This window comes from Hyphomonas sp., assembly GCF_018402285.1.
Taxonomy (GTDB): domain Bacteria; phylum Pseudomonadota; class Alphaproteobacteria; order Caulobacterales; family Hyphomonadaceae; genus Hyphomonas.
Genome location: NZ_JAGYJH010000003.1, coordinates 252,006 through 267,193, shown reverse-complemented (window position 1 = coordinate 267,193; position 15,188 = coordinate 252,006). Strand labels below are relative to the sequence as shown.

General features: G+C 60.9%; 15 protein-coding genes, 1 tRNA gene and 1 pseudogene. 9 read left to right on the top strand and 8 right to left on the bottom strand.

Annotation, left to right across the window (positions count from 1 at the left end; genetic code table 11):
* Window positions 1–6: 6 nt before the first annotated feature.
* Window positions 7–642, bottom strand: a complete 636-nt coding sequence (locus KG722_RS03760) for a phosphoribosylanthranilate isomerase (protein ID WP_213269597.1) — start codon at window positions 640–642, stop codon at window positions 7–9.
* A gap of 226 nt (window positions 643–868) precedes the next feature.
* A complete protein-coding gene (locus KG722_RS03755; RefSeq protein WP_213269595.1) occupies window positions 869–1,519 on the bottom strand; it encodes a sulfotransferase family 2 domain-containing protein in 651 nt (216 codons plus the stop codon).
* A 378-nt stretch (window positions 1,520–1,897) separates the two neighbouring features.
* Here KG722_RS03755 and KG722_RS03750 point away from each other — a divergent pair, with 378 nt between their 5' ends.
* Window positions 1,898–3,067, top strand: coding sequence for an NAD-dependent epimerase/dehydratase family protein (locus KG722_RS03750; RefSeq protein WP_213269593.1), 1,170 nt, complete (start codon window positions 1,898–1,900; stop codon window positions 3,065–3,067).
* Between the two features lie 76 nt (window positions 3,068–3,143).
* On the opposite strand, the gene KG722_RS03745 is transcribed toward KG722_RS03750, so the two are convergent.
* Complete coding sequence (locus KG722_RS03745; protein ID WP_213269591.1) at window positions 3,144–4,373, bottom strand: glycosyltransferase; 1,230 nt, start codon at window positions 4,371–4,373, stop codon at window positions 3,144–3,146.
* A gap of 173 nt (window positions 4,374–4,546) precedes the next feature.
* Here KG722_RS03745 and KG722_RS03740 point away from each other — a divergent pair.
* Window positions 4,547–4,972, top strand: a pseudogene (locus KG722_RS03740) (IS481 family transposase); the annotation flags it as partial.
* Window positions 4,973–5,028: 56 nt separating this feature from the next.
* On the opposite strand, the gene KG722_RS03735 reads toward KG722_RS03740, so the two are convergent.
* Window positions 5,029–5,116, bottom strand: a tRNA-Ser gene (locus tag KG722_RS03735).
* Between the two features lie 119 nt (window positions 5,117–5,235).
* On the opposite strand from KG722_RS03735, the gene msrA reads away from it, so the two are divergent.
* Window positions 5,236–5,886: a peptide-methionine (S)-S-oxide reductase MsrA gene (gene msrA / locus KG722_RS03730; RefSeq protein ID WP_213269587.1), complete on the top strand. Its 651-nt coding sequence runs from the start codon at window positions 5,236–5,238 to the stop codon at window positions 5,884–5,886.
* Between the two features lie 12 nt (window positions 5,887–5,898).
* Here the strand turns inward: msrA and KG722_RS03725 are convergent, their stop codons facing one another.
* Complete coding sequence (locus KG722_RS03725) at window positions 5,899–6,960, bottom strand: hypothetical protein (protein WP_213269585.1); 1,062 nt, start codon at window positions 6,958–6,960, stop codon at window positions 5,899–5,901.
* An 80-nt stretch (window positions 6,961–7,040) separates the two neighbouring features.
* Here KG722_RS03725 and gluQRS point away from each other — a divergent pair, with 80 nt between their 5' ends.
* The 3 genes from gluQRS (at window position 7,041) to KG722_RS03710 (ending at window position 10,471) form a co-directional block, all read left to right on the top strand.
* Window positions 7,041–7,886, top strand: a complete 846-nt coding sequence (gene gluQRS, locus KG722_RS03720; RefSeq protein ID WP_213269583.1) for a tRNA glutamyl-Q(34) synthetase GluQRS — start codon at window positions 7,041–7,043, stop codon at window positions 7,884–7,886.
* Window positions 7,883–8,815: a DMT family transporter gene (locus tag KG722_RS03715; protein WP_213269581.1), complete on the top strand. Its 933-nt coding sequence runs from the start codon at window positions 7,883–7,885 to the stop codon at window positions 8,813–8,815. The genes gluQRS and KG722_RS03715 overlap by 4 nt, the downstream gene beginning before the upstream one ends.
* A gap of 66 nt (window positions 8,816–8,881) precedes the next feature.
* On the top strand, window positions 8,882–10,471 hold the full coding sequence (locus tag KG722_RS03710; protein WP_213269579.1) for an alkaline phosphatase: 1,590 nt from the start codon (window positions 8,882–8,884) through the stop codon (window positions 10,469–10,471).
* 6 nt (window positions 10,472–10,477) lie between these two features.
* Here the strand turns inward: KG722_RS03710 and KG722_RS03705 are convergent, their stop codons facing one another.
* On the bottom strand, window positions 10,478–10,882 hold the full coding sequence (locus KG722_RS03705; protein ID WP_213269572.1) for a hypothetical protein: 405 nt from the start codon (window positions 10,880–10,882) through the stop codon (window positions 10,478–10,480).
* A gap of 139 nt (window positions 10,883–11,021) precedes the next feature.
* Here KG722_RS03705 and KG722_RS03700 point away from each other — a divergent pair, with 139 nt between their 5' ends.
* The 3 genes from KG722_RS03700 (at window position 11,022) to KG722_RS03690 (ending at window position 13,791) form a co-directional block, all read left to right on the top strand.
* Window positions 11,022–11,825: a helix-turn-helix transcriptional regulator gene (locus tag KG722_RS03700; protein ID WP_213269570.1), complete on the top strand. Its 804-nt coding sequence runs from the start codon at window positions 11,022–11,024 to the stop codon at window positions 11,823–11,825.
* Between the two features lie 94 nt (window positions 11,826–11,919).
* A complete protein-coding gene (locus KG722_RS03695) occupies window positions 11,920–13,020 on the top strand; it encodes a Zn-dependent alcohol dehydrogenase (protein ID WP_213269568.1) in 1,101 nt (366 codons plus the stop codon).
* A gap of 60 nt (window positions 13,021–13,080) precedes the next feature.
* Window positions 13,081–13,791 (top strand): class I SAM-dependent methyltransferase, encoded by a 711-nt coding sequence (locus tag KG722_RS03690; protein ID WP_213269566.1) that lies wholly within the window; start codon window positions 13,081–13,083, stop codon window positions 13,789–13,791.
* Here the strand turns inward: KG722_RS03690 and KG722_RS03685 are convergent.
* Together KG722_RS03685 and KG722_RS03680 are read right to left on the bottom strand one after the other, a co-directional pair.
* A complete protein-coding gene (locus KG722_RS03685) occupies window positions 13,788–14,837 on the bottom strand; it encodes a quinone-dependent dihydroorotate dehydrogenase (RefSeq protein ID WP_213269564.1) in 1,050 nt (349 codons plus the stop codon). The two genes, KG722_RS03690 and KG722_RS03685, sit on opposite strands and share 4 nt — an antisense overlap.
* The gene (locus tag KG722_RS03680) at window positions 14,837–15,178 is read right to left on the bottom strand and encodes a DUF952 domain-containing protein (protein ID WP_213269562.1); all 342 of its coding nucleotides are present in this window, start codon (window positions 15,176–15,178) and stop codon (window positions 14,837–14,839) included. Before KG722_RS03680 ends, KG722_RS03685 begins: the two co-directional genes overlap by 1 nt.
* Window positions 15,179–15,188 lie beyond the last annotated feature (10 nt).

Here is a 15,188-nt window from a genome sequence, read left to right as displayed (position 1 = left end):
TCGCGCTCAGGGCTGCTCACTTGCTTTTGCTGCGCGAATGAACGCGCGGACGAGTTCTCTGTCCTTTAGCCCCCGGATACGCTCGACGCCAGAGGACACATCCACGCCGGTTGCTCCGGTCTGCTCGATCGCGTCGGCGACATTCTCCGGTGTCAGTCCGCCGGCAAGAAGCCAGGGCTTTGGCGCGCGCCAGCCTTTGAGAATCTGCCAATCAAACGCCGCGCCATGCCCGCCCGCGACAGCGGCGCCCTCGGGTGCTTTTGCGTCCACCATAAGTCCGTCGATGCCCTGAAATGTCCCGATTTGTTCTAAATCTGACTGGTCGCTGATCCCGACTGCCTTCCAGATGGCACATCCTGTAAGGCTTTTGAGCTCTGTGGCGCGCGCGGGCGTTTCCTGTCCATGCAACTGCAATACCGGGAAACCGAGCGCAGCCACCGCCTTCGCCTCGTCATCCGACGGGTCCACCAGCAGCGCCACCGGCACCGCCTTCCCGACTGAAAGCAAAAGCGTTTCTGCCGCCGCCAGCGTGATCTGCCGAGGGCTGGGCGCAAACACAAAGCCGATCCAGTCAGCGCCTTCCCGGGCCGCAAACGCCACCATATCCGGGTCCCGGAGCCCGCAGACCTTAACTTGTATCATTAGAGAATTTCACTCAAACTTTTTAACTCAAACCATCAAAGTGCTTGCTGTGGCACAAAGGGCGCCGAAAACTATATGCAGTTCAGGCGATAGCCGGACCGCGCGATTTTTGAAGATCGGCGCAACGCAGCTATGTGAACTGTGCACCCTCTCGATATTTCTCCACTGATTGAACCACCTTGAATAGAGAGGGATGAGATAAAGGCACTTTCGTAAGGGATCGCCGTTAATCTTCCCAGCTGTATCCGAACTCCTCCAGATCCCCACGAAACAACTCTGCGACCAGGGCCCTCGTTTCTTCTGTGTAATAGCTGCGCCAGTCACGGCGGCGGTTCGATACATTGAGCAAAGGCAACTGCGCCTCCAAGCCGATCGTCTTGCATATCTTATGGAAGTCTTCGTCAAGGTTTTCAGTTCGGCCCACGAAATCGACGAGACGTTGTCCATCGGCGCCAAAAATGAAACTGCACTGCGCTGGCGCGCGCTGTTCATACTGATAGCGGATGTACTTCTCGAAGCTGCCAAGCTCGCGAATGATCCTGTGCTGGCCATGCGCCTTCGTCTGAAAGCCGTAGGCATAGTTGGAAACCTGCCAATCCCAAGGATTGCGCACGAAGGTAAACTTGAAGGCCTCATCAAACCTATCGGGTGGCATCTGCCGGCGCACCTCTTCGGCGGTGAAGTGCTGACCGCAAACAAGACGCGCACGCCACCCCAGCACCGCTTGGGCAGGCTTTGGGGCCAATCGGATGGCCTTGTTTATATATCTGTTGGAAAAATAGAGCGGGCAGGACTCCCGCAGCGCGGCAACCACAGACTCTCCGCCAGTCTTCCAGATATGAATGAAGAGAAACTTTCTTACAGGATCGTAGAGCATCGGATGATCAAATTTTCCTCTAGAATGGCCACTCAAGACGCGTTAAGCGCGGCCGAGTCCGATCTGAATGCAACCTTCATTGGACGGCAAGTACCAGACCGCTTTCGCTGATTATTGTGGGTTCGGACTGCGCGACCTGCCTGAACACACTGCTGCGTTTCGATGCTCTATTGCCAAGTTCACCAGGCCCGTAAATATGATTGAATATGTTGGGAACGGTAGAAACCTGTTCGAAATATTCAATTGACGGGTGCGCTCGCTGCAGAGTGGAAGCAAAGCCCTAACACTCGGTGACGGTCATGCCAGCCGGCGCCCTGGCTTTCTTATGGCACGCCTGTTGCTGTTATGCCCTTTAAGCTAAAGAACGGAGCCTTGGAGATGCGTGTTTTAATCTTGGGGGGAGATGGATATTGTGGCTGGCCCACGGCTCTGCGGCTGTCCGAGCGGGGAGGCACTGTTGCCATCGTCGACAATTTCTCCCGGCGGCGCATCGATCTTGAGCAGGACATAGACAGTCTGATTCCGATCGCTTTGCCGGAGGAACGCTGCGCGGCCTGGGCCGAAACGGGGGGGGGACCGATTACTTTCCACAAGATCGACGTGGCCGAGGATTTTGACGCGCTCGCAAACCTGGTCGCCGAGTTCCGGCCGGACGCCGTCGTTCACTTCGCCGAACAGCGCTCGGTTCCCTATTCAATGATGTCCTCTGCAGCGGGACGCTACACAATTCGCAACAATCTCATGGCTACGATCAATATCGCAGCCGCCCTGGTCGAGACAGGGGTTGATGCCCATCTGGTCCATCTTGGCTCCATAGGCGTGTATGGCTACGAAACACTCGGCTACGAGGTTCCGGAGGGCTACCTCAAAGTGCGCCGTGTTGGGCCAAAGGGTCAGTTGGGGCCTGAGCAAGAAATGTTGCACCCCTTCAACCCGGTTTCGAAATACCATCTCACCAAAGTGCTCGACCACCTTGGCTTGGCCTATTTCGCTGCCAAGAACGGCCTTCGCGCAACAGACCTTCACCAAGGCACGGTGTGGGGCGTGACAACAGCCGAGACACGGCGGGATCCTCGCTTGGCCAACCGGTTCGACCATGACACGATCTACGGGACGGTGGTGAACCGCTTCGCAGTGCAGGCCGCCCTCGGAAAACCGATCTCGGTCTATGGGAGCGGCGAGCAGACGCGCGGCTTCATCCATATTGAGGACGCTCTGCAGTGCATAGAAGGTGCGCTTGCCACACCGCCGCGCGCTGGCGAGCGTGTAAAGGTCGTGAACCAGATCTCGGAAAGCAGGCGGATCCTGGATCTGGCACATATCTTTGCCGATGTATCAGGCTCCCAGATCGCGATGCTGGAATCGCCAAGGTCAGAGCCAGAGGCCAACGAATTGGCTGCTCGCAATTGCGCCGTATTCAACTTCGGAGTATCGCCGACGCTGATCAATCGGGAGAGCGTAGCCGAGCTGATCGACCTGGCCCGCGACCGGGCCAGCGCGGTCGACCTGGCCAAGCTTTATCCAAATGACGCGGTTTTCGCTGGTTAACGCTCGGCTTCTATGCCTCCCGGATCCGGTCAGGCCTTTCCGCGTCTCTCTCGACCAGTATTTGACTGGTGTCGTGTCACTTGCCGGCAATCCGCTCCAGCAGCGCCCTGGTGCCCGAACCGTCCTCCAAGAAGAGTTCATCGCGGCGGGTAAGGACCGCCTCACGCTCGGCATAATAGCGCGCCGGGGTCATGCCCTCGATCAGCGAGCATACATCATCGACGTATGGGGCGGAAACAGGATGGCCGATGCCGTGCGGGCTGAGATGGCGCGCCATCTGGGACTGCGATGCGACGATCGGCAGGGCGCCGAAATAGCCGCCATGATACATACGACAGGCTAAAAGGAGTTCAGAATTGCCCCGCTCGTCAAGAAAATCTAAGCACCAGACGAAATGGACCCGACCGTAGATATCCTCCAGGTCGTCTGGCATCATGTAGGGGCCTTCATAAATCCAGTTCGGATGGCGATTGACGATTTCCATATACGCGTCCAGCCCGGTTTCGGTGGGGTAGCCGCGCGTGTAGATGAGAACCCGGTCACCTAGTCTGTCAGCGATTTCTGACAGGAGACGCATGCTCTTTGGACAACGAAGCGTTCCAAACCAACCGATAACCCAGCGGTCTGTCTCCTGACGCCACTTTTGCGCGCGCGCCGAGGGGGGTGCATCATTTAGCGGGATTTCATCAAGCTGGATTCGGTTCTCAAGCAAGAAATAGGGGCGGTCATATCCCTGGATGGGCTGAAGGTAACCTTCAGCAAAGCCAGGCGAGGGCAAGACAACGAGATCAGCTGATGCGAGGATTCTGCGTTCCAGAAATCTAAACACCTCAGCGGCGACCGATTTCCTGAAAAAGATCTGCTGAACATCCTCGATTTCATAGACCAGTTTTGCGTCAAGCCGAAGCAGGTATCGCGCAAGCAGGGCAAGGAAAGCTGCATCGAAGAGCCTAGCATAGAGCACATCTACATCACGCAACTGGGCCCGGTTACGCCAAATCGGACCTAGGGCGAGGAGAATGGCACCCAGGCGTTGGAGGTAGTTGCGATCCTTGGTCCGGCCGAGCTCGATGTTTTCCCAGAACGGCACAAAATCAGTGTGAAACTTATCCCTTCGGAACGTGAACCCAATCACATTCACTGCGTTTCGCATGAACGAGCGAATACGCAGGCGGACAGTTGGATTCGTAGCGTCGCCCGCAAAATAAGCGAGTTTCAAGCTGTGTTCAGGCGGCTGCTGACTGTGCGCACCGGCCACAGCGTCCAAATTGTCAACAGTAGGTTTGCGCACGAGTTTTTTCATCATTGAGTGGATTCTTCGGCTCCGCAACATGCCCACAGTCTAGGCTGGCGTATCCGGCCCGGCCAATTACAGAAAGCGCCAGCCGTCAAACCGCAAAAAACGTGCCGCCTCCTGAGCTTGCGTAGTGAAGCTACTGTCACGCTTCGAGAAACACTAGACAAAATACTGGCTGGCGCCGCTACGAACGCATGCATCTCACCCTGAAGAATGAGACGACAAAGCCCGCCGCCGCAAATCATCTCCAGCAGCAGGACCGCTTCGATCACTTCATCCAGGAGTTCAACACCGAACGGCCTCATTAAGGGCTCGCCATGGCTTGCCCGGCGAGCGTCTGCACCCCGTCACCGCGCCCCTTCAGCGGCCTGCCGGAGATCGAGTATCCGTTCCACGATCACGATGCCCTGATCACTGCCTGCGGACGCCTCTGCATGCACCGGAAGAAAATCAACATCTCCACCGTGCTCGCCGGTCAGCGCGTCGGACTGAAAGAAGTCGAGGACGGCATCTGGCTCGTCTCGTTCATGCAATATGACCTCGGATATGTTGATCTCGAGGCAAGGACACTACAAACTGTCGATAACCCGTTCGGGGCGAAACTGTAACCTATCTCTCCGGAACGTTCTGTTACCTATGTGTCCGGGTCGGACAAGAGAATATATGGCGGAGAGACAGGGATTCGAACCCTGGAGACGTTGCCGTCTACACACTTTCCAGGCGTGCGCCTTCGACCACTCGGCCACCTCTCCGTTCCGGCCCGTAAGCAGGAAGCGTGCGAGATACCGGATGACCCGCCGCCCCGCAAGCATGTGATTGCCATAAAACTCATCAATACCCATATCCGCCTGCAGAGAAGGAACCCCCGCCCATGCTCTTCATGAAGAAAAACCTCGACCTGCCGACCGCCGATACCGCCCTCAAGGGTCGTGAGACTGCGATTCCAACTGCCAAGACGCATTTCGTATTTGGCCGGCCGCTCGCAGCAGCCCCGCCCGAGGGCGTCGAAACGGCCATCTTCGGGCTGGGCTGTTTCTGGGGCGCCGAGCGCATCTTCTGGAAAACTCCCGGCGTCTGGCTGACCCGGGTTGGCTATGCCGGCGGCATTACGCCCAATCCCACTTATGAAGAGGTCTGCTCTGGCCGCACCGGGCACACAGAAATCGTCGAAGTGCAGTTTGATCCCAAGGAGATCAGCTTTGCTGCCCTGGTCAAACTCTTCCTGGAAAGCCATGACCCGACCCAGGGCATGCGTCAGGGAAATGATATTGGCACACAATATCGCTCCGCCATCTATTTCCTCTCCCCAGAACAAGAAACGACCGCTCGCGCGATGATTGCAGACTATGAGAAGGCGCTCGCCGCTTCAGGCCACCGTGACAAGGTGACCAGCGAAGTCAAACCGCTCAGCACGATTTATCTCGCCGAGGACTACCACCAGCAATATCTCGCCAAGAACCCGAACGGTTATTGCGGCATCGGCGGAACGGGCGTGATCTGCCCACTGCCCCAGCCGGTCTGAACTCAGTAAAAATCAGGAGCCGAAGTTCAGCGAGAACCGCTTGCGGGACTCGATCATTGATTGCGCCTTGAAAAGCGCGTCCGAGGCCGACTGTGCCTTGAGGATCATCGGATCAGCCCGCAGGCCTTCAACCGCCAGTGACAGCTGCGCAATGGCTTCGCGCACGACATTCTGGTCGAACTGCTTCTCGGCGCGCACGATCAGGGCCCGGCCGAGCTCCAGCCGCGCCTGAATGACCTTGCCCGTGTCGGCCGCTTCGCTGGCCGCATCTAGATGCTGGCGGCGCATGACGATAACCTTGTCGAGCGGCGTCACATCGCCGAGTTCCTCGGCAACGCGCACGCCCGAGGCACAGAAATCAGCCTCGATCTCGGCGCGTAAGGTCGGCGAAATCGCCGGCTGCCCGGCCAGAAGGGCGTCAAGATCGGTCGCCAGCTGGCGGATCTTTTCCGCCCGGAACGCCTGCGGGTCGCTCAAAGCGGGCTGTAATTGCTTGGTGATCAGATAGCTCGCCGCGCGGGCAAGATCGTCGGAGCGCACCTTGCGGGAACCTGGCAGCGCGATGGTGAACAGGCGCGCTTCGGCAGGGGTGAGACCACCGCCACGGCTGAGGCCATGAAGCTCAAAGCCTCGCTCGCCATTGCCGGTCCGGCTGGCCCAGAGGAACATGTCTGCATCGGCCTTGGCCATGCGCTTGCGGGCGCGGGCCACCGAGCGGCTTTCCAGCCCGCCCCGGATAGCGCCCATTTTGACGAGGCCGAATGGCGCGCCGAAGCTGAAAACCGGCAGATATTGCGCAAGTGCGGCATGGAGCCATTTCCCGGCGGCGCGGTCCTCCGCGGGCGGGGCGATCAGGATACGGAAACCCGGGGCGTTGCGCCGGCGCGCAGCGTGCGCCTTGCCTTCATTTGCCAGCGTGCTGAGGATACGGACCGAAAGCCGCAGAACCCAGATCACCAATAAAAGCGCCGTGACAACAGCCATCACTGCGCCGAACAGGATAAGCCAGTCGGCGCCGGGCACATGCGTCACAAGCCAGTTTTCTGCAGTTTGCGCCCATCCGGAGATCGACATCGGAGTTTACCTCATCTGGTTCAAGGCGATACGTTTCCTGCGAGTTTCTTGCAACAGGGAAACACCGCTAAAGGGCGCCGATGTCTCACTATATCACGCGTTTCGCGCCTTCTCCCACTGGCCGCCTGCATCTTGGGCATGCGGTGTCGGCTTTCAATGTCTGGGCTGCAGCAGATGCAGCAGGCGGCAAGGTTCGCCTGAGAGTTGAAGATATTGATCAGGTTCGCTGCAAACCCGAATTTGAAGCGGGCATACTTGAGGACCTTGCCTGGCTCGGCCTCACCTGGGATGGCCCTGTGCGGCGCCAGTCCGATCATTTTGCGGACTATAGGGGCGTTCTGGGCAGGCTTGAGTCGCGCGGCCTGATCTATCGCTGCTTCCGGACAAGGCGGGAAATCGCCGCCAGCCTGCCTGCGGGCGCCGATCCCGATGAGGCGCGTTTTGTCAGCCGCCCGCTCTTCTTCCATGAGGAAGCCCAGCGCCTCGTCCACAATGCCGCTTTTGCCTGGCGCCTGTCTCTGGAAGCGGCCCGCGCGGAGCTGGGGAGGGCCTGGCAGGACCTGCACTATCTGGAGGAAACGCCTGCCGGGCTCCTGCGCCAGCTTGCCGACCCCTCCCCTTTCGGCGACGTTGTGCTCGCCCGGAAGGATACGCCCGCCAGCTATCACCTGGCCTGCTGCCATGATGATGCCCTTCAGGGCATTACCCATGTCGTGCGCGGGGAAGACCTGCGGGAAGTGACGGCCATTCACGCCTTGCTTCAAGCCCTTATGGACTGGCCAAGGCCAGTTTACCGCTTCCATAGGCTGCTGCTGGGCGCCGATGGCAAGAAGCTGTCCAAACGCAACGCTGACAAAAGTCTGGTCGCCTTCCGCGCCGAGGGGATGACGCCGCAAGATATTCGGGCCATGACAGCGCCCGCATGACCCAGATCCCTCCCGCTGCTGTGCCAGCCCCCGTTTCCCTCCCCCCGGCGCGCAACTGGGTGGGTCCGCTCATGGTTCTGGGCGGGGGCGTTGCCATCGGCTTTGCGCCCATCGGCTTGCGGATCGGTATTCATGAATTCGGCAATGAACTTGGGCCCCAGGCGATTGCCATGTGGCGCTATGTTTTTGCCACGCCGATCCTGTTCGGCCTGGCCCTCCTGATCCACCGCCGCCTGCCCCGGCCGCCCAATAAGTTCATCATTCTGGCCGGCACCTTCTTCGCCATCGACATCGCCCTCTGGCACTGGGCCCTGACTATGACGAGCGTTTCCAATGCCACCTTCATTGTCAATCTGGGCAATGTCGGCGTCGGCGTGGTCGCCTGGCTGTTCCTGAAGGAACGCCCTGGCATGCACTGGTTTGTCGCCGCCGCCCTTGCCATTACCGGCGCAGCGGCCCTGTCGCTGGGCGGAACGGCGCTGCACACGGGTGGTCTCAAGGGCGACCTCTTTGCGCTGGCCGCAGCCGGCTTCGTTGCCGGCTACATGATGTTCTCAAAACTCGGGCGCCGGAACCTCAGCGGCATCGAAGCCATCTTCTGGCTGAGTGTGGTCGAATCAATCGTCGCGTTTGGTATCGTCAATCTCGCAGGCGAACGCGTCTTGCCGTTGACCGCCAACGGCTTCATCGTGCCGCTGCTCCTCGCCATTGTGGCACATGTCATGGGCCAAGGCCTGATCATATCAGGCCTTGGCTGGACGAACACTGCCGTTGCCGGGATCCTGCTCCTGGCCCAGCCAGTGGTCGCTGCCGCGATCGCCTGGCAGCTCTTCGACGAACCGCTCTCAGCCCTTCAGGCTGCGGGCGCGGCCACGATCCTTGTCGCGGTCTGGCTGGCACAGCGACAGCCTGTCCCGCCGGCGGCATAGTTCTCGCCACTGTCACAGGATTGGGTTAAGCGCGGGAGAAGTGATCATCGCCTGAAGGAGGTCCTCATGCGCCTGGCCGTTGCCGCCCTTGTCTCCACGCTCGCCCTGGCTGCCGCCTGCGCTGCCGCCGTCGCCACCGGCACTGCGCCCGCAACCCTGGCGCCTGCAGGCGATCCGCCGCCCCCCCCGGTTCAGGCGGAAGACGCCTATTACAAATCCGCAGCCGACGCGGTGGACCTGCGAATCGCCGAGCGCGGTGTCAAACCGGCCAAGAATGTCATCCTCTTCGTGGGCGACGGCATGGGCGTCTCCACGATCACCGCGGCGCGTATCTATGCGGGCCAGTCGGCCGGGGTAGATGGCGAAAGCTACCGCCTCGCCATGGAAACCCTGCCCTGGTCTGCCCTCTCCAAGACTTACAGCCATGACTACCAGGTCTCCGATTCTGCGGCGACCGCGACGGCGATGACGGCCGGTCTCAAGACCAGATCCGGCGTCCTCAATGTCGGCAGCGCCGCAGGCTATGGCAATTGCGCGAGCGTTCCCGGCACGGAAGCCGAAACCCTGTTCGAGATTGCCTATCGCGCAGGGCTTGCAACGGGCGTCATTTCGACCGCCCGCATCACCCATGCCACACCTGCCGCGACCTTTGCAAAGGTGCCACACCGTAATTGGGAAGCCGACAGCGACATGCGCGGGGCGTCTTCGGATACCTGCAAGGACATCGCCCGCCAGCTGATCGAGGGCGCGGCCTCTGACTTTGACGTGATCCTCGGCGGCGGCCGGTCGAAATTCCTGCCCAAGGAAACACCAGACCCGGAATATGCAGACCAGACGGGTGACCGCACAGATGGCCGCAACCTGATGGATGAATGGGCCGCCAAGGGCGGCGAGCGCATCACCCTTTTCGACACGGCCGGCTTTGCCGCGGCAAACTTTTCTTCGGACGCAAAAGTGCTGGGACTGTTTGAGCCTTCCCACATGCAGTACGAACTCGACCGGGAAGCAGACAAGGGCGGCGAACCTTCCCTGGAGGAGATGACCCGCGCCGCGATTACGCGCCTGTCGCGCAATGAGGAGGGCTTTGTCCTGATGGTCGAGGGCGGCAGGATCGACCATGCACATCACGGCGGCAACGCCATCCGCGCGCTCGAAGACACGCTCGCCTTTGACGCTGCGGTAGCGGCAGCTCTTGAGATCACCAGCCGCGAAGACACGCTGATCATCGTTACGGCAGACCATTCCCACACGCTGACGATCAACGGCTATCCCCAGCGCGGAAACCCGATCCTTGGCATCGTGACAGCCGGCGCTTCTGCCGAGGGCGCATCACTCGGCGCCGACGGCATGCCCTACACCACCCTCTCCTATGCCAACGGCCCCGGCGCATGCCGCGAAACCGGCAAGGACGAAGAGGGAAAGCCTGTATATGATTGCAAGCGCTATGACCTCACCGGCATCGACACCAGCACGCCGGACTTCCGCCAGCAATCCCTTGTCCCGCTCTATTCGGAAACCCATGCCGGCGAAGACGTGGCCGCCTTCGCCTCCGGTCCGGGCGCCAACCTCATCTCCGGCGTGATCGAGCAGAACGAGATCTTCCATGTCATGGGCCGGGCCATCGGCCTCATTCCGGCGCCGGTCTCTGAAGAATAGCCCCGCTTAACGGCCAGTGGCGCGCAGCGCGCCACTGGCCAGCACCGGTACCAGATAGGCAATCGCCAGCGCTGTGTTGGGCAGTATGTTGAGGGCAAAGCCCGTCGCGACGGACAAGACCCCATCGATCACATACCAGATCACGAGCGCCGCCGTGAGCCCGCGCCAGGCCGGCGCGCCAGCCGCGTGAATGGCAGGCAGCAGGAAGAGGATCGTCAGTCCCCAACCGATCGTCACCGCGCCCATCAGAGCGACCGAGAAGCGCAGTCCCGGCGCATCAAGCCGCAAGCCATCGGCGCCCAGATTGCCCAGCAGGCCATAGAGGAACCCGACCGCCCCGTCCGCTTCAGGCAAGCCGCCCGCCGCCAGGATGATGCCGAACAGGATCACGGCCCAGCACCAAAGTGTCATCCAAGTTTTCCAGAGGCCCTGCATTCCCATCTCCATCGCTCAGAAGGTTGATGACGGCATCATGATGCGTGTGAGGTAGGCATCTCAATTACCTCTGAGGTTATGGACCGTCCCACGGCGCGATGGCATGAAGCGGCGCATGACCGCGCGCACGCTCACTTCCCTGCCCGATGCCGGAAGCTTCCCGGGCCTCCTCCGCCGTTTTCGCACCGCCCGGCGGCTCAGCCAGCTCGACTTGGCGCTGACCTGCGAAATTTCTGCGCGCCATCTCTCCTTCCTTGAGACCGGCAGGGCGAGCCCGAGCCGGGAAATGGTGGTCCAGCTTTCCGAAGGCCTTCTGCTGCCGCTCGGCGCGCGCAACGCGCTGCTTCAGGCCGCCGGCTTCGCGGCTGTGTATCCCGCCTCTCCGCTGGCGTCTGAGGCCCTCGGACCGTTCCGCCGCATCCTGACCGAGATGATGGAGCGCCACGCGCCCTACCCCGCGCTCCTCTGTGACCGGCATTGGAACGTGCTCGATGCGAGCCCCACGGCGAAAGCGCTCCTGAGCGCCCTGCAGGATGATCCCGGAGAGATCAATCTGATCCGGATGCTGACGAGCAGCCACGCCGCTGAAGCTTCCATCGTGAACCTTGCAGAAATGCTCGCCGAAATGCAGGGCCGCATTCAACTTGAAGCGCTTGAGGCGGCTGATGATGAGGTGTTGACCGACCTGCTGTCAGAGCTGGAGGCGGCGACGGCGCGCCATCCCCTGCCGCCCGGCCATACAGTCCGCAGCCCGCTTGTGCCACTGACGCTGCGAACGCTCGCCGGGCAGCTGAGCTTCCTCTCCACCATCGCGCATTTTGGCACCAGCGAAGACGTGACCATTCGCGACCTGCGCCTGGAACTCCTCTTCCCCGCCGATGAGACAACCCGGGCCGTGCTGAGGGCGTTGACGGGGTAACGCCGCGTCACACTGGCCAAATCCTCCACCCTGCGCGAGACTTGGCAAAATAAAGCCTGAAAACAGGCGAACCAACCGGGAGGATAACCAAGCCATGAAAGCTGCTGTGATGCGGGCGCCCAAGGCGCCGCTGTCAATCGAGGACGTGACTATCTCCAAGCCAGGCCCGCGTGAGGTGCTTGTCCGCCTCAAGGCCATCGGTGTCTGCCATTCGGACGTCCACTTCTGGGACGGCGCCTTCCCGTCTGAGTTGCCCGTCATCCTTGGGCATGAAAGCGCCGGCGTGGTCGAGCAGGTCGGCTCCATGGTCACGGCCGTCAAACCCGGCGACCATGTGATCTCGATCCTCTCCCCCTTCTGCGGCACCTGCGAATACTGCCTCACCGGCCACATGTCTGTCTGCCACACGGTCAACCGCGAACAGTTCCAGCGCGCCGTCACTGAACATCCGCGCCTCTCCATCGGCAAGGAGAAGGTCGGCCAGTTCCTCAACCTCTCCTCCTTTGCTGAGCAGATCCTCGTGCACGAGAACACGCTCTGCGCCATCGACAAGGACATGCCGATGGATCGCGCCTGCCTGATCGGCTGCGGCGTCATCACCGGCGTCGGCTCGGTCTTCCATTCGGCGCAGGTTGAGCCTGGCTCAACCGTTGCCATAATCGGCTGCGGCGGGGTGGGCCTTGCGGCCATCAATGGCGCCGCCATTGCCGGTGCGAGCCGCATAATCGCAGTCGATCTCTCCGACCAGAAACTCCAGCTCGCCACCCGCTTTGGCGCCACCGATATCGTCAACCCGTCCAAGGGCAACGCGATCGAACAGGTCAAGGAGCTGACCAAAGGCGGGGTTCACTATTCCTTTGAATGTGTTGGCGCCAAGCAGACCGCCGAGATGGCCTATCACATGCTCCGCCCGCGCGGCGTGGCCACCGTGATCGGCATGATCCCGCCGGGCGTGAACATCGAGATTCCCGGCATCGAGCTCCTCGTTACCGAGAAACGCCTCCAGGGCGCGGTCATGGGCTCGAACCGGTTCCGGATCGACTTCCCGCGCCTGATCGATCTCTACAAGCAGGGCCGCCTGCACCTCGACGACCTGATCTCCGACCGCATCGGCCTGGACGGCATCACCGTCGCCATGCAAAACCTGAAGGACAACAAGGGCAGCGTCGCCCGGCAGGTGGTTGTACTCGACTGATTGCGGCGCCGGCCGCGCGCCGCTAGACAGGGCGCTTCATCCCAGCATGGAGCGCCCTCAATGGCCCGACCTTCGCCCGCAAAGCCCAAGCGCTCCCTCGTCCAGCGGCTCCTGCGGCGCGTGATCTACAAGAATTATGGCCGCAACCTTCTCTACCAACTGCAGCTGCGCGCGCTGAACGAGGCCGCCGATTATGTCCAGGCAAACATGCCTGAGGCGATGATCTTCGAGAACTATCCCGCCTACATCGCCTTCCTGATGGAGAAGGCGCCTGCCGAGGGCCTCGTCATGGAGTTCGGCGTCGCTGGCGGCAACTCGATCCGCCAGATCGCCGCACGCACTTCCAAGACCGTCAACGGCTTTGACAGCTTTGAGGGCCTGCCAGAAGACTGGGCGGGCCATCTGGAGCGCCGCGGCGCCTTCACGCAGAAAAGCCAGCTTCCCGAAGTGCCCGCCAATGTGAAGCTCCATGTCGGCTGGTTTGATGCGACCCTGCCGGGATTCCTTTCGGCGAACTCCGGCCCGATCAGCCTGCTGCACATCGACTGCGATCTTTACGGCGGCACGAAATACATTCTCGACACGGCCGGTGACCGGCTGAAGCCCGGCACGATCGTGATGTTTGATGAATATTTCAACTATCCGAGCTGGAGGCATCACGAGTTCAAGGCCTGGCAGGAGTTCGTCAGTGTCCGGAATGTGCAATACACATACATTGCGATCACTGCGATGGATGGCTGCGTTGCCGTCCGGATCGACGCGATCGGTTAGAGGTCCTTGCCGACGGCGTCGGCGAGAGATGAGAAGCCATCCTCAGCAAGGCAGTTGGAAAGCTCGCGCGCAACCCGCGCGGCAATGCCGGGCCCGTCATAGACCATGAGGGAATAGAGCTGCACGGCCGATGCGCCAGCCCTGATCTTGGCGTATGCGTCCCGGCCAGTTCCGATGCCTCCGGCGCCGATCAGGTCGAACTTTCCGTTTAAGGTCCGCGCGAATAGGCGCAAGACTTCCGTGGACGGCTGAAACAGCGGCGCACCGGAGAGACCGCCTGCCTCTGACTTTTCTTCGCTCCGCAGGCTGGGTGGCCGGGCTAGCGTCGTGTTGGAAATGATCAGACCGGCGAGCCAGGCGCCTTCACGCAGAACCACTCCGCAGATGTCGGCGATCGCATCAGCATCGAGATCGGGCGCCACCTTGAGGAAGACGGGCAACTCCTTCCGGTCGGCTGCGCCGCAACGTGCCAGAAGCTGTGTCAGCGTGGCCTTGTCCTGCAGCCCTCGAAGGCCCGGCGTATTGGGAGAGGAAACATTGATCGTAATATAGTTGGTATACGGCGCAACCGCTTCGATGCAAGTCACATAATCACCAATCCGGTCCTCAGTATCCTTGTTGGCGCCGACATTCGCACCGATCGGAACGTCATGCCTGTACTTTTCGAGGCGACGGACGAAATAGTCGAGGCCGTAATTGTTAAAGCCCATCCGGTTGATCACCGCGCGGTCTTCCCTCAGGCGGAAGAGGCGTGGCTTGGGGTTTCCAGGCTGGGGCTTTGGGGTCACGGTTCCGCATTCGATGAAACCGAACCCGAACCGGGCCATGGCGCCGGGTACATCGCAATTCTTGTCAAAGCCTGCGGCAAGGCCAACCGGCGAGCAGAGCCGCAGGCCGGACCTGGGCAGCTCCACCCGTGTCGACACCGGCAGCTGCGGCGCATGTGCAGGAACGCCCGCGCCATATGTTAGCATACGGATGGTTAATGTGTGTGCGACTTCGGGCGGCAACATACGGACAATCCGGGCACCGGTTGCAGAAATCATCAGATGTCCTCCGGCAGGCAGGGCGCGCCATCAGCGCCCTGCTCCAGCCACCATCCAGCTTCAGCGCTGACAATTTCGAGCGGCGCATAAAGGTGCGGGAAAAGGTCCCCGCCCCGGCTCGGTTCCCACCGCAGGGGCGAGAGAGCATCACTGTCAAACCTCAGGAGCTTGATCCGGCCCTTTCCGGAGAAGTGGCGGCGGGCCGTCTCCTCCAATTGCAGCCGCGTAGAGAGATGGACATAGCCATCTGCTAGATCGAGCGCGCTGGCGGCATGCCCGGCGAGTTCGGCCGATTTCCATTCCGTTTCGGTCAGCAATTTGAAGACAGCTTTGTTCTGCATGGATTTTGCT

Bases quoted from the DNA above. Each gene is read 5' to 3' on its own strand.
- KG722_RS03760 (WP_213269597.1), bottom strand. From the start codon at position 642: ATGATACAAGTTAAGGTCTGCGGGCTCCGGGACCCGGATATGGTGGCG.
- KG722_RS03755 (WP_213269595.1), bottom strand. From the start codon at position 1,519: ATGCTCTACGATCCTGTAAGAAAGTTTCTCTTCATTCATATCTGGAAG.
- KG722_RS03750 (WP_213269593.1), top strand. From the start codon at position 1,898: ATGCGTGTTTTAATCTTGGGGGGAGATGGATATTGTGGCTGGCCCACG.
- KG722_RS03745 (WP_213269591.1), bottom strand. From the start codon at position 4,373: ATGATGAAAAAACTCGTGCGCAAACCTACTGTTGACAATTTGGACGCT.
- msrA (WP_213269587.1), top strand. From the start codon at position 5,236: ATGCTCTTCATGAAGAAAAACCTCGACCTGCCGACCGCCGATACCGCC.
- KG722_RS03725 (WP_213269585.1), bottom strand. From the start codon at position 6,960: ATGTCGATCTCCGGATGGGCGCAAACTGCAGAAAACTGGCTTGTGACG.
- gluQRS (WP_213269583.1), top strand. From the start codon at position 7,041: ATGTCTCACTATATCACGCGTTTCGCGCCTTCTCCCACTGGCCGCCTG.
- KG722_RS03715 (WP_213269581.1), top strand. From the start codon at position 7,883: ATGACCCAGATCCCTCCCGCTGCTGTGCCAGCCCCCGTTTCCCTCCCC.
- KG722_RS03710 (WP_213269579.1), top strand. From the start codon at position 8,882: ATGCGCCTGGCCGTTGCCGCCCTTGTCTCCACGCTCGCCCTGGCTGCC.
- KG722_RS03705 (WP_213269572.1), bottom strand. From the start codon at position 10,882: ATGACACTTTGGTGCTGGGCCGTGATCCTGTTCGGCATCATCCTGGCG.
- KG722_RS03700 (WP_213269570.1), top strand. From the start codon at position 11,022: ATGACCGCGCGCACGCTCACTTCCCTGCCCGATGCCGGAAGCTTCCCG.
- KG722_RS03695 (WP_213269568.1), top strand. From the start codon at position 11,920: ATGAAAGCTGCTGTGATGCGGGCGCCCAAGGCGCCGCTGTCAATCGAG.
- KG722_RS03690 (WP_213269566.1), top strand. From the start codon at position 13,081: ATGGCCCGACCTTCGCCCGCAAAGCCCAAGCGCTCCCTCGTCCAGCGG.
- KG722_RS03685 (WP_213269564.1), bottom strand. From the start codon at position 14,837: ATGATTTCTGCAACCGGTGCCCGGATTGTCCGTATGTTGCCGCCCGAA.
- KG722_RS03680 (WP_213269562.1), bottom strand. From the start codon at position 15,178: ATGCAGAACAAAGCTGTCTTCAAATTGCTGACCGAAACGGAATGGAAA.